The sequence below is a fragment of the Rahnella sp. P4_A8 genome (genome assembly GCF_056402435.1).
Map to the genome: position 1 here is coordinate 209974 of NZ_JBFUHK010000002.1, position 14246 is coordinate 224219.

The window sequence follows — 14246 nt, forward strand, 5'->3', positions numbered from 1 at the left end:
GACATCATGCGCAGCTATTTATTACTCATCGCAGTTTTTGTGTTGAGCGGGTGCCTCACAGCAGCACCGAAAGAAGCCGCAAGACCGACATTATTGCCCCGGGCGCCAAGCTATACCGATCTGACGCATTTGCCTTCGCCGCAGGGCCGGATTTTTGTGTCGGTCTATAACATTCAGGATGAAACGGGGCAGTTCAAACCGTATCCGGCCAGTAACTTCTCGACCGCCGTGCCACAAAGCGCCACGGCGATGCTGGTATCGGCACTCAAAGATTCAAAATGGTTTATCCCGCTGGAACGTCAGGGGCTGCAAAACCTGCTGAACGAACGCAAAATTATCCGTGCCGCGCAGGAAAATGGCAGTGTCGCGATCAATAATCAGCGGCCACTTTCCTCGCTGGTGGCAGCGAATATTCTGATTGAAGGCTCGATAATCGGTTACGAAAGTAATGTGAAATCAGGCGGCGTGGGGGCGCGGTATTTCGGTATCGGTGCCAGTACGCAATACCAGCTGGATCAGATAGCCGTGAACCTGCGCGCTGTCGACGTTAATACCGGCGAGGTTTTATCTTCCGTAAATACCAGCAAAACGATTTTGTCGTATGAAGTGCAGGCCGGGGTGTTCCGCTTTATCGATTATCAGCGGTTGCTGGAAGGCGAACTGGGCTACACCACCAATGAGCCTGTGATGTTATGCCTGATGTCGGCGATTGAATCCGGCGTGATTTATCTGGTAAATGACGGTATCGAACGTAACCTGTGGCAGTTGCAAAACCCGTCGGAGATCAACTCACCCATTCTGCAACGCTATAAGAACAACATTGTCCCTGCCGAATCCTGATGAGAGGCAGTTGGCGAAGGGGAACCGTGGGTTGAAACGGTTTCCCTTCTTTTTTTATCCGACAATCTCAGGTTTTGCTTTCCTCGCTTTTCATCACCTGCCGGTAATTATTCACCCGCTTTTTATCCTCAAGATTAAAGTCCGGATCGAGATAAATGCTCAGCCGTTTGATCAGCAAATCTTCAAAGACAAAGACAGTGCAGAAATGATGGCTGCCGACTTCGGACGTCGGCCAGCGGTCACCGTTTTGCATCACGCCGCGCATCTGCCCTTCCAGCACAATGGCATCTCCGTCACTCAGAAAGCGGAAAGCGTTCTGAATATGTTGGATCTTGTCGATTTCAAGCGCAAAGCGTTTACCCAGTTCCCCCAGTGAAGACTTTCCCTGCGCAGTGCCAAATTTCGGAAAAAACAGCACCACATCTTCAGCAAAGAGATCCAGTAAAGAGGCATCTGCCTGATCCAGTTTGGCGTAGAAATTCTTAACAATTTCAATGCGCTTTTCTTTCAGTTCATGTTCTGCCATTTTCACCTCGAAATTCTCCATCCAGTCCATAAGCCTAGTGACTGCCGCTGATTTTGCCAGTTATGAAGGGTCGCTCACAAAACGCTGAGGCCGCTCAGGTGAAGAGTTTTCTGCACCGGAAGCCGGAACCCTCTACACTGGCATGCGTTTTTAACAACATGTCCTCTTACACTTTCGGAGAGTCACGGATGTCTCAGTTCAACAGAGCAGGTCGCGCGATGCCGCCTCTGCCCGTTCCCACCCGCTGGTTAATCCTTGCGATTTGCCTGTTGCAGGGGTTCCTGCTGTATTACTTCTTTTCAGATCACGCGGCCATCAGATATGCCGGGTTCTCTCATAATATTTACGGCCAGACTATGGCATTAACATTACCGGTGCTGATTTCTCTGTCAGTAGTACAGCCTGGTGATCGCCGGTTCTGGGGCGGAACGGGGTTACTCATCCTGTTACTGGCGGGCATGGCAGCCTGGGCGAAAAGCAATATCGCGGCAACGTCCGGGGACAGCGTGATGGTGCCGTTTAACCTGTCGCTGACGCTGCTGGTCTTTTTTGTTTTGCCGTGGCTACAGGTGCAGGCGTTCCCGGCAGAAAGCCGTTACCGTTACGCCAACCTTTCCGCCTGCTACAGCCAGAATACGCTGTGCGCCATGCTGACGTTGCTGATGATGCTGCTGGCCGTTGGCGTGATGGCATTATGTGCCGGGCTGTTCCGGGTGATCGGCATTGAATATTTCCATGAGCTGTTTTTCGATACGCCGCTGTTTATGCATCTGGTGTTCGGCCTGCTGCTGGGCATCAGTATCGTCACCTGCCGCACGCAACCGGCGCTGATGAATACCACCCGCAATATCATCCGTTTTATTCTCAAAGGCCTGCTGCCGCTGGTGGCGTTCGTTGCGCTGATTTTCCTGTTCGCCCTGCCGTTCACCGGCCTGACGGTGTTATCGCAAGCCTGGTCCGCAGCCAGTTTGCTGACCACCATGGCGCTCGGCATTCTGCTGCTGGTTAACGTGGTACGCGAAACCGATCACGCTGAAAAACCGTATCCGCGGGCGATCCGTTTGCTGGTGAATGCGGCGATTTTACTGCTGCCGGTGTATGCCGTGCTGGCGCTGTATTCCACCGGCCTGCGCGTTTCGCAATACGGCTGGACGCCGCAACGTCTGTGGGCGGTGCTGGTGATCAGCGTCACGCTGATCGCCGCCCTTTGCTACAGTTTTTCGGTGATCGATAAACGCCCGGACTGGCTGCCGCGTATTACCCAATTCAATAAGCCGTTGTCGCTGCTGGTGGTCATTCTGTTGATGGCGGCCAACAGCCCGCTGCTCGATCCTTACCGTATCAGCGTCAACAATCAGATTGCGCGACTCGACAGCGGCAAAACGCAGGCGAAGGATTTCGATCTGAAGATGCTGCGTTTCGATACCGGTCGCCGTGGCAACGAGGCGCTGACAGCGCTGCAACAACACCCCGCGTTTACTGCCGATCCGCGCCTGCAGGTCACACTGAAAAATATGATCGCGCAGACATCACGCTGGGGCGCTTACGATGATAAAGAGCATGCTGCACTGGCGGAAAATTATCGCGTGGAAGATGCTAAGAAGATGATTCAGCTCGCGAAAGGCGCGGTATCCCCCGACGACACCTGGTGGAAAAACCTGCCGCAGTTGGATGAATACCGCAACACACTGCGCGACTGTCACAGCCTGCAGGGCGCGTGTATCGTCAATACGCTGGATTTAAACAACGACCGGCAGAAAGAAGTTTTCCTCTGTAATACGCTGGATACGCCTTCCGTCAACTGCCGTATTTACGCCAGACAGGCCGGGAAATGGGCGCAAACGGGAGAACTTTATCTGTATGAAGAAAAGGATAACCCTGCGCTGATCACTGCCCTGCGCAACGGCGAGGTCAAACCGGTAACGCGTAAATGGGCTGACGTACAGATTGACGGTAAACGCCGGGTCATTCATTACAAACACGACGAAGAATAATCGCCTCCCTTCACCGGCAGATTTCTGCCGGTGAATCCCGCTTTATTTTCCCGGCATCATGCGCAGTAAGGTGTCATCTTTGCGCAAGTAATGATGATAAATCGCTGCCAGCGCGTGCAGGCCAATCAGGTAATAACCGCAGTTTGCCAGGAATTCATGCGCCGTTTTCACCGTGCGGCGTACATCGGGATCCGGCGTCACAAACTGTGGCACCGGCCAGCCGAATAAAAACCACTCCCGCCCGCCAAACTCCAGCGTCAAAATCCCCAGCACCGGCAACGACAGAAACAGCAGATATAACACCCCATGCACTGCATGGGACGCGGCTTTTTGCCAGCGCGGCACGGGCGGCGTGATCGCCGGTGTCGCATGGCGGGTCCGCAGGAAAATGCGCACAAACATCAGCAACCAGACACAAATCCCGAAATTAAAATGCAGCAAACGCACCAGCGGCTGATTATCTTCAGGGAAATAATCACGGGTCAGCATCGCCGTGTAGGTCAGAATAATCATCAGTAACGTTGCCCAGTGCAGGCTGATCTGCGACAGCGAATAACGGGTTTTCATGAGTAATTTCCTCGCCGGAGGATAACGTGTGGAAAACAGGAATATTGCCCTGAGTATAGAAAGGAATTGCGCAGACTTTGTGGATATACCCGCAACAGGGATTAAACGCGGCAGACATTCACCTTTCCGCTCATAATGACAGGAAAAGTGAATAATTTGACCGGTGATGTTCCCTGTCTGTCCGCACCGCTCTTTATAATCAACGCACACTGAAATAGCATTGTCTGATGCGGAGTTTACGATGAAATTGATTAGCCAGAGTTTTGAGAACGGTGCACCTATCCCGGGTGAGTTTTCATTTGCCGTGAAAGATACCCAAAACCACATTGCACTTTCCGATAATAAGAACCCGCACCTGGCGTGGAGTGATGTGCCGGAAAATACCCGTTCGTTTGTGCTGGTGTGTGTGGATCCGCACGTACCAGGCCGCCCGGACGACGTGAATCAGGAAGGCAAAGTGGTGCCAGCTTCGCTGCCGCGCATCGATTTATTCCACTGGCTGCTGGTGGATATTCCGGCAGATGCTCGCGAAATCGCCGCAGGCAGTCACAGCAACAGCGTGACGCCGCACGGCAAACCCGCGCTGCCCGCCAGTGCCGGAATGCGTCATGGCATCAACGGCTATACCGCATGGTTTGGCGATGATGAAAACATGGGCGGCGACTATTACGGTTACGACGGCGCGTGCCCGCCGTGGAACGATGAACGGGTGCATGACTACGTATTTACGCTGTATGCGCTGGACATTGAAAAACTGGATTTGCAGGATAAATTCTTTGGCCCGGATGTGTTGCAGGCCATCGAAGGTCACGTTCTGGCGCAGGCCAGCCTGACCGGCACCTACACGTTAAATCCCAATCTGGATTAAAGTCCGCAGGCAGGAGAAACCATGTCCTCTGAGCAGCACAGTCACGCCGTGAGTCTTTTGCCAAATAAATTGCCGGTCAGTCATGACCGGCTTTTTTCACGGGCCGAGCCTTATCTGCAACAGCCTCATCAGGTGTCGAATTTTCGTTTTTTTGAGCCTTCGCTGCTGCGGGTAAATTCTGGTCAGCTGGCGCTGCGCCATGAAAACGGCACGTCGGTGCAGCTTGGGAATTCGGAACATCTGATCGTGGTGTCGCAGCATACGCTGGCGCACGTCAGTAAAACGCCGGACGCGGCAAACGGTTTTTTCTCGTCGCTGTATCTGGGGTTTTCACCTGCGCTGGTAGCGGAATTTTATCGCGATAACGCCCGGCTTCTGACTGCGCTGTCGCCGCTGAACGGGTTTGAAACTCTCCCGCTGGATGACGAATTACGCGATACGCTCGATTTTTGCCTGCGCGGGATCGGCAATCCGGCCAGTCATACAGTGCAGCGAAATCGTCTTACCGCCGTACTTATCGCGCTGGCAGAACGCCGCATATTGTTTATGCCGCGCGCCGCAGAACCGCTCGGTACACGTCTTACCGCCCTGCTGGCGGCCGCGCCGGAATTTGCCTGGACGGCCGCCAGCGCCAGCCAGCAACTGGCGATGAGCGAAGCCACGCTGAGAAGGCGTCTGGTGGAAGAGCAAATCAGTTTTCGCACGTTGTTGCAGGATATCCGCATGCATCATGCGATCACCCTGCTGCAAACCACGCGCTGGAATCTTTCGCAAATCGCGGATGCCTGCGGTTATCGGGCCAGCTCGCGTTTTTCCCTGCGCTTCAAAGAGCGTTTTGGCTGTTCGCCAGTCGATATTCGCTGAACAAACCGGCTGCATAAAAACAAAAAAGCCAGTCATCTGAATGACTGGCTTTCATTTATCGCTTTCAGCGCATCAGAATATTATTCGTTAACGGCCTGTTCCGGCTCCACAGGCGGTTCACCCGCCGTTTTTTTCGGTGGCAGCAAACCGTCTGCCCGGAACATCGCTTTGATGCCGCGCACCGCCTGGCGGATCCTGTCCTGATTCTCGATCAGGGCGAAACGCACATGGGTATCGCCGTAATCACCAAAACCAATGCCCGGCGACACACAAACTTTAGCGTCGGCCAGCAGACGTTTGGCGAATTCCAGTGACCCTAAATGCGCATATGCAGGCGGAATTTTTGCCCAGACATACATCGACGCTTTCGGATTTTCCACCATCCAGCCCGCTTCATGCAGCCCGCGTACCAGCACGTTACGGCGCTGGCGATATTGCTCGGCAATGTCTTTCACGCATTGCTGATCCCCTTCCAGCGCCGCGATGGCCGCCACCTGCAACGGCGTGAAGGTGCCGTAATCGTGATAACTTTTGATACGCGCCAGCGCGCTGACCAGTTCAGGATTACCGACCATAAAACCGATGCGCCAGCCCGCCATGTTGTAACTTTTCGACAGCGTGAAGAATTCCACCGCAATGTCTTTTGCACCCGGCACCTGCATGATTGACGGCGCTTTCCAGCCGTCGTATACGATGTCGGCATACGCCAGATCGTGGATCACCAGCACGTTGTATTGCTTAGCCAGTGCCACCACGCGCTCGAAGAAATCCAGCTCCACGCACTGCGCCGTCGGGTTGGACGGGAAGCCGAGGATCATCATTTTCGGCCGCGGAATGGTTTCGCGAATGGCTTTTTCCAGCTCGGCAAAGAAATCCACACCTTCAGCCAGCGGCACAGAACGCACCTGCGCACCGGCAATCACGGCACCATAAATGTGGATCGGATAACTTGGGTTGGGCACCAGAACGGTGTCGCCGTGATCGAGCGTCGCCAGCATCAGATGTGCCAGCCCTTCTTTCGAACCGATAGTGACGATAGCTTCACTTTCAGGGTCGATCTCTACCTGATAACGATCGGCATACCAGCGGGAAATCGCACGACGCAGACGCGGAATGCCGCGTGAGGTCGAGTAACCGTGCGTGTCTTCACGCTGCGCAACCTGCACCAGTTTTTCCACAATGTGCGGCGGTGTCGGGCCGTCGGGGTTACCCATACTAAAATCGATAATGTCTTCGCCACGATGGCGTGCGGCCATTTTCAGTTCAGCGGTAATGTTGAAAACATAAGGGGGAAGACGATCAATACGTGAAAAACGACGGGGTGAACTGGAATCAGCCATAATTTCCTCTGGGATACGTAAGCGCCCGGACCGTCCGAGCGACGCTGGCCGCGTAACGGCCTTCTACGAACATAACGCAGAGGAAAATGGCTGTCGAGATACTGCGCATTATTTTTTTACTGCGGACGCGGATCGCTCGCCAGCAGCCCCAGCAGCCAGTCGTTTTTCCACTCGTCGCCGATCCGGTAGCTGTCCCGTAAACGGCCTTCCATGAGGAATCCGCATTTTTCCAGCACACGGCGCGAAGCGTCGTTGCCTTCAAGCACGTTGGCCTGCAGACGGTGAAAACCACACTGGTCAAACGCAAAGTTCAGCACTTCGCGCAGGGATTCCGCTGCATAACCTTTGCGCTGATGTTCAGGCGCCAGAATGAATCCGACTTCGCCCTGTTTATAGGGCCGCCAGTCCGGGAAAAATCCGGTCAGTCCCACCGCCGCGCCGGTGTCTTTTTCGCGGATCAGCAGGCACAGCCAGAAATCACTGTAGCGATCCCAGTGACCAAGACGTTGTTCAAAACGGCTATGAACCTGTGCATGGGTTTCGATATCGCCGATAAAACGCATGACGTCCGGGGTCTGATACAGCCGCAAGAAAAATGCCCAGTCGTCAGCCTGGATGGGCTGCATGATCAGCCGCGGCGTGGATAACAAAATCATGTCGGAATGTGCTCCTGTGTCTGGCGATGGTGAAAGTCTGACCTTTTACATATAATAACCGCTGAATCCATTTGGCACGCTTATCTTTCAATCGTGCAAAGAGCCTAATCTGCCATGCCTCACATGTTCGATATGCTGCTGGCGGTCTTCGACCGTGCGGCGCTGATGCTCATCTGTCTGTTCTTCCTCACGCGAACCCCGCTGTTCCGCAAACTGCTGCACAAAGAAAATGAAACCCATACGCCGCTGGAACTGACTGCGGTCACCGCCATTTTCTCGCTGTTCGCCATTTTCGGTACGCTCTCAGGGATCAACGTCGAAGGCTCACTGATCAACGTGCGTACGATCGCGATCATGTCGGGCGGGATCCTGTTCGGGCCGTGGGTCGGGATCATTACCGGCCTGATTTCCGGCACGCACCGTTTCCTGATCGACATTCACGGACCAACGTCTGTTCCGTGCCTCATCACCAGTATTACCGCAGGTTTCCTTTCCGGTTATATCAATAAGAAAGTCAAAAAATCACTGCACTGGAAAGTCGGCATTCTGGGCGGCATGCTGTGCGAAACGCTGACCATGATCCTGATTTTACTGATGGCGCGACCGTTTTCGCTCGGGCTGGATATCGTCATGAACATCGCTGCACCGCTGATCCTCGGAGCCAGTTCCATCGGCCTGATTGTGTTGCTGGTGCAAAGTGTCGAGGATGAAAAAGAGGTGATTGCCGCACGGCAGGCGCGGCTGGCGCTGGATATTGCCAATAAAACGCTGCCGTACTTTCGCAATATAGATGGCCGTAACATAGAAGGCAGGAATATCAACGCCGAATCCCTGGCCAGTATCTGTAGCATTATTCGTGATGATATCGACGCCGATGCGGTGGCGATCACTGATACCAAAAACATTCTGGCGTACGTCGGCGTGGGTGCTGAAGAGTATAATATCGGCCATGAAACGCTGAGTGAGATGACCAAAGCGACGCTGGAAAGCGGTGAAATCACGGTCAGAAACAACGATGAAATGCACCGTACGCCGCAAATTCACTCGCTGATTATTATTCCGCTGTGGGAAAAAGGCGAAGTCACCGGCTCGCTGAAAATCTATTATTGCGACCCGCACCGCATCACTTATTCGCTGAAAGTGATGGCGATCGGGCTGTCGCAAATTATGTCGACGCAGATGGAAGTATCACGCACCGAACAGTTGCGCGAGATGGCCAATAAAGCCGAAATGCGGGCGTTGCAGAGCAAGATAAATCCCCATTTTCTGTTTAACGCGCTGAATGCGATTTCGTCGTCTATCCGCGCCCGCCCCGACGTGGCGCGCCAGCTCATCATCAACCTTTCCCGTTATCTGCGTTATAACCTGGAACTGAACGATGAACTGATCGACCTGCGCAAAGAACTTCATCAGGTACAGGATTACATCGCCATTGAGCAGGCGCGGTTCGGCAGCAAACTGACGGTGATTTATGACATTGATGACGACATTTCGGTGAAAATCCCCAGCCTGCTGATCCAGCCGCTGGTCGAAAACGCCATTGTGCACGGCATCCAGAAATGCAGCGGAAAAGGCGTGGTGGTGATTTCAGTGAAGCATCAGGCTGACGGTATCAGGGTGTCAGTAAAAGATACCGGCCACGGTATTAATCAGGAAACCATTGAACGTGTGGCACGCAATGAAATGCCCGGCAACAAAATCGGCCTGCTCAATGTGCATCACCGCGTTTCATTGCTGTATGGTCAGGGCCTGAGCATCCGCCGTCTTGAGCCAGGCACCGATATTTCGTTTGTTATTACCCACGCTCCTGCAAAAGTCACGCAAGCCCTTGAGAGCAAAATAGCCTGACTACAGGGACGCTTTTTCATTTTACCCGCCCGCCTTTCGGGCCATCGCACCGGGAGATAATTCAGTGAAAGCGATTATCGTCGAAGATGAAGTACCGGCTCAGGAAGAGCTGAGTTATCTGATTAATACCCACAGCAGCATCAGCATTGAAGCAATATTGGATGACGGGCTGGACGTGCTTAAATACCTGCAATCACATGAAGTGGACGCGATTTTTCTCGATATCAGCATCCCTTCCCTTGACGGCGTATTACTGGCGCAAAACATCAGTAAGTTTGCGCATAAACCTTATATCGTGTTTATCACCGCCTATAAGGAGCACGCCGCAGAAGCCTTTGAAATCGAGGCATTTGATTACATTCTTAAGCCTTATCACGAGTCACGCATTGTCACCATGCTGCAAAAGCTGGAGTCACATTTTCGCCGGGATAAAGAGCTGACAGTGAAGGAACCGGGCGATAAACCGGAAGGTGTTGCCCCCGTCGCGGGCAGCACCCCGCGTGTCAGTCACAGCATCAATCTGATCAAAGATGAGCGGATTATCGTTACCGATATCAACGATATTTATTACGCCGCCGCGCAGGAAAAGGTCACGCAGGTATATACCCGCAAAGAAGAATTCACCATGCCGATGAACATCACCGAATTATGCAACCGCCTGCCGGAGGAGCATTTTTTCCGCTGTCATCGTTCGTACTGCGTGAATTTGTCGAAAATCCGCGAGATCGTGCCGTGGTTTAACAACACCTACATTTTGCGCTTAAGTGATCTGGATTTTGAAGTGCCGGTGAGTAGAAGCAAGGTGAAGGAATTCAGGCAGTTAATGCGGTTTTGATCGGGCTTTTGAAATAGAAAGCCCGATTCTTCCGCTAAGTCATTGGAGTTGCAGCAAGGCGGCAAGTGAGAAGATCCCGATGAGCTGACTGATGTCAGTGATTCGGGTCTTCGAGCGCAGCCAACACCGCTGCAACTTCAAGGACGAAGAGGAAGGCCGATAGACTGACGCAGGTACGCCCCGGCACCCACAAGCCCCGGCTGATCGTGCGTGATCAGGAACACCGGAATATCCATCAGGTAATCTTTGAAGCGGCCTTTGTCTTCAAACGCGGCACGAAAACCGGAAGCTTTGAAGAAGTCCAGGAAGCGCGGAACAATGCCGCCGGCAATGTACACGCCGCCGAAGGTCCCCATGTTCAGCGCCAGGTTGCCACCGAAACGCCCCATGATGACGCAGAACAGCGACAGTGCGCGGCGACAATCCAGATTTTCATCTGCCAGCGCCAGTTCTGTCACGTCTTTCGGTTTGAAGTTTTCCGGCACGCGGTTATCTGATTTAACAATGGCACGGTAGAGATTCACCAGCCCCGGACCGGAGAGAATACGCTCGGCAGAAACGTGCCCCATTTCGGTACGCAACTGCTCAAGAATGATGTCTTCTTCTTCGCTGTTTGGCGCGAAATCAACATGGCCGCCTTCGCCCGGCAGACTCAACCATTGGTTATTGGCATGAATTAAGTGTGCGACGCCCAGCCCCGTGCCAGCACCGTAAATCACTGCCGGTTTGCCGTCCTGCGCTTTTTTACCGCCGAACTGCAACAGGTCATCTTCTTTCAGCATCGGGATCGCCATCGAAACAGCGGTGAAGTCATTGATCACTTCCAGATGTTGCAGGCCAAGGTTTTTCTTCATTTCGGCAATGGAAAAGGCCCACGTATGGTTGGTCATGGCCACCCAGTCGCCAGTGATCGGGCAGGCGATGGCAATACATGCATCCTCAACATCCTGATGCTGCTGCGCGAGGTACTCACGCACCACGGCTTCGAGGCTGTCGTAATCCAGCCCGGAGAAAGTCTTAGACTGAGAAATATCGCCGCTGTCCAACGCGCAAAGCGCCAGGCGGCAGTTGGTGCCCCCGACATCGCCCACCAGGGAGTATTTGGTCATGTTATTCTCCGCAAAAGTAAATTCATTATGCTGCGCATTTGCGCCAAATTCGTGTGGGCAAAATAGCGGTAATTGCTATACGCTGCAACGCAGTTTTGAAGCAACCCACATTTATGCAGCATGCCACACAAAATAATGTCGACAGCCCGCAAACCGACTTTGCCGGGATTCATCTAAGCTATCAGAGCAAACAAAATTATAAAGTAAGGAAATACGTGCATGTTCCATCCCCGCACCAGAGTCATGTTAGCTTTTGCCCTGCCCGCGATCATTATTGGCGTGATGTCCAGCCTGGTTCTGGTATTCGTCATGATGATTTCTGGCGCGCTGCAAAATCTGCTGTGGGAGAACATTCCCGCCGTGCTGAATATCAATACACAATCCGCCAGCTGGACGCTGTTTATGCTGACACTGACCGGCATTGGCGTCGGCGCCATCATTAAGTATATGCCAGGCCACGCCGGGCCGGATCCTGCCACGGAATCTCTGATTGGCGCCCCGGTGGCAGTCAGCGCTTTACCTGGGCTGGCGCTGGCGCTGATGGTCGGACTGGCAGGCGGTGTCAGTCTGGGGCCGGAACATCCGATTACAGTGATTAATATCGCGCTGGTGGCGGCAATAGGATCCCGTTTATTGCCCGCAGTGCCAACGACGGACTGGGTGATCCTGGCGGCGGCCGGGACTATCGGCGCGTTGTTCGGCACGCCGGTGGCAGCCGCGCTGATTTTTTCGCAAACCCTCGGCACCAGCAAAGATGTGCAGTTATGGGATCGCCTTTTTGCGCCATTGCTCGCCGCGGGCGCTGGCGCCATCACCACCGATCAGTTTTTTCAGCCCGATTTTTCGCTCAGCATTCCGTCGTATGACGCCGCCAGCCTGATGGATATTTTCAGCGGGTCAGTCGTGGTGCTGATTGCCATCGCGCTGGGGATGATTGCCGTCTGGTTGTTCCCGCATGTTCACCGGATGTTTAACAATATTCAGAATCCGGTATTGCGCCTGGGTATTGGCGGGTTTGTGCTGGGTTTACTGGCGCTGACAGGCGGGGAAATTACCCTGTTTAAAGGGCTGGATGAAATGAAGGAACTGGCACATTCCAATGCGTTGTTTGAGATGGGGCCGTTGCTGGCGATCACCCTGACCAAACTGGCGGCGTTAGTGGTGGCGGCAGCCTGCGGTTTTCGTGGCGGACGCATTTTCCCGGCGGTGTTTGTCGGGGTATCGCTTGGCCTGATGTTGCATCAGTACGCACCGGATGTGCCGGCGGCGGTGACCGTTTCATGCGCCGTCATGGGCATGGTGCTGGTGGTGACACGCGACGGCTGGCTCAGCTTGTTTATGGCCGCAGCGGTGGTGCCGGGGCTGAAATTATTGCCGCTACTGTGCATCGTGATGCTGCCAGCCTGGCTGATGCTGGCAGGTAAACCGCTGATGCAGGTGGCAAAACAGCGGCTCAACCGGCCGGTCCCGGAAGAAGATTAATCCTGCTTTAGTGCAAACTCCGCCGCCGCCAGCGCATGAATGGCGGTGGTGTCAAAAACCGGCACGCTCGCGTCTTCAGCGCCCACCAGCAGGGTGATTTCGGTACATCCGAGAATAATGCCTTCCACGCCCTGCTGTTCTAATTTGCCAATAATCCGCCGGTATTCTGCGCGGGAATCCTCCTTAATCCTGCCCAGGCACAGCTCTTCATAAATAATGCGATGAACAATCCCGCGGTCAGCTTCATCCGGCGTCACCACGTCAATCTGATGTTTTTCCTGCAAACGTCCGCGATAGAAATCCTGTTCCATGGTGAAACGCGTGCCGAGCAGACCGATTTTATACAGCCCCTGTCCGGTGATTTTGTCAGCCGTCGCATCGGCGATATGCAGCAGCGGCAGGCCGCCGATCCGTTCGATATCGTCTGCCACTTTATGCATGGTGTTGGTACACACAACGATGACCTCCGCCCCTGCACGCGCCAGTGAATTCGCGGCGTTACCAAGAATTTCACCCGCCTGCTGCCAGTCACCAGCCATTTGCAGCTTTTCGATTTCATAAAAATCGACGCTGTAGAGAAACAGTTTGGCAGAATGCAATCCCCCCAGTTGCTGCTTCACATGCTCGTTAATCATGCGGTAATACGGCACGGTAGATTCCCAGCTCATGCCACCAATCAACCCTAACGTTTTCATTTGCACACCCTGTGTTTATGCGGATGGCAAAACCATAACCGACAAAAAGCCCGCGGACAAAGAAAATGTCGGCGGGCTTTTTTGTGCATTCAGCGATGCGGATTAATGTTTGGCCGGGCAATCCTCTGCGGCCAGACGGCGGTCCATCCAGCGCTGGCGCAACGTGTCGTAAACCCAGTTGTAGGCCACGGTATACGGCAGGAAGAACAGGAAGAACCCGACTTCCAGCATAAAGGCGTCCAGCAGCCCGATCCCCAGCCACAGTGCGGCAACCGGCAGACCAATCATAATAAATCCACCTTCGAACCCCAGCGCGTGCGCCACGCGGATTTTAAATGTCCGCACCACGCGGGAAACCGGCCAGAATTTGTCGAACAGGCTGTTATAAACGATGTTCCAGACCATCGCTGTCGTCGACAGCATGATCGCCAGCGCGCCCATTTCCCAGACCGGTTTGTTCAGCGCCCAGGCTGCTGCCGGTGCCGAAATCAGTACCGCGATTGTTTCAAAACCCACCGCGTGGAAAATGCGTTCGCCGAACGTTTTCTGAGAGATATTCCGTGTTTGCTTAGACATAAAAACCTGCCTGACTCCTGATCATTGTTACGTGACGGCTGTCACA

Annotated in this window: 14 protein-coding genes; 7 read left to right on the forward strand and 7 right to left on the reverse strand. The window is 53.8% G+C overall.

The genetic code is table 11. The features are described from left to right. The first annotated feature begins 6 nt into the window (after positions 1-6). The gene (csgG, locus tag AC1DUO_RS02095) at positions 7-840 is read left to right on the forward strand and encodes a curli production assembly/transport protein CsgG (protein ID WP_013574468.1); all 834 of its coding nucleotides are present in this window, start codon (positions 7-9) and stop codon (positions 838-840) included. A 67-nt stretch (positions 841-907) separates the two neighbouring features. Here the strand turns inward: csgG and AC1DUO_RS02100 are convergent, their stop codons facing one another. After that, a complete protein-coding gene (locus AC1DUO_RS02100) occupies positions 908-1366 on the reverse strand; it encodes a nuclear transport factor 2 family protein (RefSeq protein ID WP_013574467.1) in 459 nt (152 codons plus the stop codon). Between the two features lie 188 nt (positions 1367-1554). Here AC1DUO_RS02100 and AC1DUO_RS02105 point away from each other — a divergent pair, with 188 nt between their 5' ends. Continuing rightward, entirely contained in the window at positions 1555-3360 is a 1806-nt protein-coding gene (locus AC1DUO_RS02105) for a DUF4153 domain-containing protein (RefSeq protein ID WP_112151249.1), read from the forward strand. 42 nt (positions 3361-3402) lie between these two features. On the opposite strand, the gene AC1DUO_RS02110 is transcribed toward AC1DUO_RS02105, so the two are convergent. Beyond that, on the reverse strand, positions 3403-3927 hold the full coding sequence (locus tag AC1DUO_RS02110; protein WP_037036325.1) for a cytochrome b: 525 nt from the start codon (positions 3925-3927) through the stop codon (positions 3403-3405). A gap of 241 nt (positions 3928-4168) precedes the next feature. Here AC1DUO_RS02110 and AC1DUO_RS02115 point away from each other — a divergent pair, with 241 nt between their 5' ends. Both AC1DUO_RS02115 and AC1DUO_RS02120 read left to right on the forward strand, forming a co-directional pair. Next, a complete protein-coding gene (locus AC1DUO_RS02115) occupies positions 4169-4795 on the forward strand; it encodes a YbhB/YbcL family Raf kinase inhibitor-like protein (protein WP_013574464.1) in 627 nt (208 codons plus the stop codon). Between the two features lie 21 nt (positions 4796-4816). Next, positions 4817-5659, forward strand: coding sequence for a helix-turn-helix transcriptional regulator (locus tag AC1DUO_RS02120; RefSeq protein WP_379672171.1), 843 nt, complete (start codon positions 4817-4819; stop codon positions 5657-5659). An 80-nt stretch (positions 5660-5739) separates the two neighbouring features. Here AC1DUO_RS02120 and alaC read toward each other — a convergent pair whose 3' ends face one another. Both alaC and AC1DUO_RS02130 read right to left on the reverse strand, forming a co-directional pair. Continuing rightward, the gene (gene alaC, locus AC1DUO_RS02125; protein WP_112151252.1) at positions 5740-6999 is read right to left on the reverse strand and encodes an alanine transaminase; all 1260 of its coding nucleotides are present in this window, start codon (positions 6997-6999) and stop codon (positions 5740-5742) included. Positions 7000-7115: 116 nt separating this feature from the next. Beyond that, entirely contained in the window at positions 7116-7655 is a 540-nt protein-coding gene (locus AC1DUO_RS02130) for a GNAT family N-acetyltransferase (RefSeq protein ID WP_250980694.1), read from the reverse strand. Positions 7656-7769: 114 nt separating this feature from the next. Between AC1DUO_RS02130 and AC1DUO_RS02135 the strand changes: the two genes are divergently transcribed. Beyond that, on the forward strand, positions 7770-9503 hold the full coding sequence (locus AC1DUO_RS02135) for a sensor histidine kinase (RefSeq protein ID WP_112151254.1): 1734 nt from the start codon (positions 7770-7772) through the stop codon (positions 9501-9503). Positions 9504-9567: 64 nt separating this feature from the next. Next, positions 9568-10338 carry a LytR/AlgR family response regulator transcription factor gene (locus AC1DUO_RS02140; RefSeq protein ID WP_013574459.1) on the forward strand — a complete coding sequence of 257 codons (771 nt, stop codon included), beginning with the start codon at positions 9568-9570 and terminating at the stop codon, positions 10336-10338. 137 nt (positions 10339-10475) lie between these two features. Here AC1DUO_RS02140 and glk read toward each other — a convergent pair whose 3' ends face one another. Next, positions 10476-11447: a glucokinase gene (gene glk, locus AC1DUO_RS02145; RefSeq protein ID WP_013574458.1), complete on the reverse strand. Its 972-nt coding sequence runs from the start codon at positions 11445-11447 to the stop codon at positions 10476-10478. Positions 11448-11666: 219 nt separating this feature from the next. Here glk and AC1DUO_RS02150 point away from each other — a divergent pair, with 219 nt between their 5' ends. Next, positions 11667-12929: an ion channel protein gene (locus AC1DUO_RS02150; protein WP_013574457.1), complete on the forward strand. Its 1263-nt coding sequence runs from the start codon at positions 11667-11669 to the stop codon at positions 12927-12929. On the opposite strand, the gene AC1DUO_RS02155 is transcribed toward AC1DUO_RS02150, so the two are convergent. Beyond that, entirely contained in the window at positions 12926-13624 is a 699-nt protein-coding gene (locus AC1DUO_RS02155) for an aspartate/glutamate racemase family protein (RefSeq protein WP_477986375.1), read from the reverse strand. The genes AC1DUO_RS02150 and AC1DUO_RS02155 overlap by 4 nt on opposite strands. Before the next feature lie 102 nt (positions 13625-13726). Further along, a complete protein-coding gene (locus AC1DUO_RS02160; RefSeq protein WP_013574455.1) occupies positions 13727-14200 on the reverse strand; it encodes a multidrug/biocide efflux PACE transporter in 474 nt (157 codons plus the stop codon). Positions 14201-14246 lie beyond the last annotated feature (46 nt).

Bases quoted from the DNA above. Each gene is read 5' to 3' on its own strand.
- csgG (WP_013574468.1), top strand. From the start codon at position 7: ATGCGCAGCTATTTATTACTCATCGCAGTTTTTGTGTTGAGCGGGTGC.
- AC1DUO_RS02100 (WP_013574467.1), bottom strand. From the start codon at position 1,366: ATGGCAGAACATGAACTGAAAGAAAAGCGCATTGAAATTGTTAAGAAT.
- AC1DUO_RS02105 (WP_112151249.1), top strand. From the start codon at position 1,555: ATGTCTCAGTTCAACAGAGCAGGTCGCGCGATGCCGCCTCTGCCCGTT.
- AC1DUO_RS02110 (WP_037036325.1), bottom strand. From the start codon at position 3,927: ATGAAAACCCGTTATTCGCTGTCGCAGATCAGCCTGCACTGGGCAACG.
- AC1DUO_RS02115 (WP_013574464.1), top strand. From the start codon at position 4,169: ATGAAATTGATTAGCCAGAGTTTTGAGAACGGTGCACCTATCCCGGGT.
- AC1DUO_RS02120 (WP_379672171.1), top strand. From the start codon at position 4,817: ATGTCCTCTGAGCAGCACAGTCACGCCGTGAGTCTTTTGCCAAATAAA.
- alaC (WP_112151252.1), bottom strand. From the start codon at position 6,999: ATGGCTGATTCCAGTTCACCCCGTCGTTTTTCACGTATTGATCGTCTT.
- AC1DUO_RS02130 (WP_250980694.1), bottom strand. From the start codon at position 7,655: ATGATTTTGTTATCCACGCCGCGGCTGATCATGCAGCCCATCCAGGCT.
- AC1DUO_RS02135 (WP_112151254.1), top strand. From the start codon at position 7,770: ATGCCTCACATGTTCGATATGCTGCTGGCGGTCTTCGACCGTGCGGCG.
- glk (WP_013574458.1), bottom strand. From the start codon at position 11,447: ATGACCAAATACTCCCTGGTGGGCGATGTCGGGGGCACCAACTGCCGC.
- AC1DUO_RS02150 (WP_013574457.1), top strand. From the start codon at position 11,667: ATGTTCCATCCCCGCACCAGAGTCATGTTAGCTTTTGCCCTGCCCGCG.
- AC1DUO_RS02155 (WP_477986375.1), bottom strand. From the start codon at position 13,624: ATGAAAACGTTAGGGTTGATTGGTGGCATGAGCTGGGAATCTACCGTG.
- AC1DUO_RS02160 (WP_013574455.1), bottom strand. From the start codon at position 14,200: ATGTCTAAGCAAACACGGAATATCTCTCAGAAAACGTTCGGCGAACGC.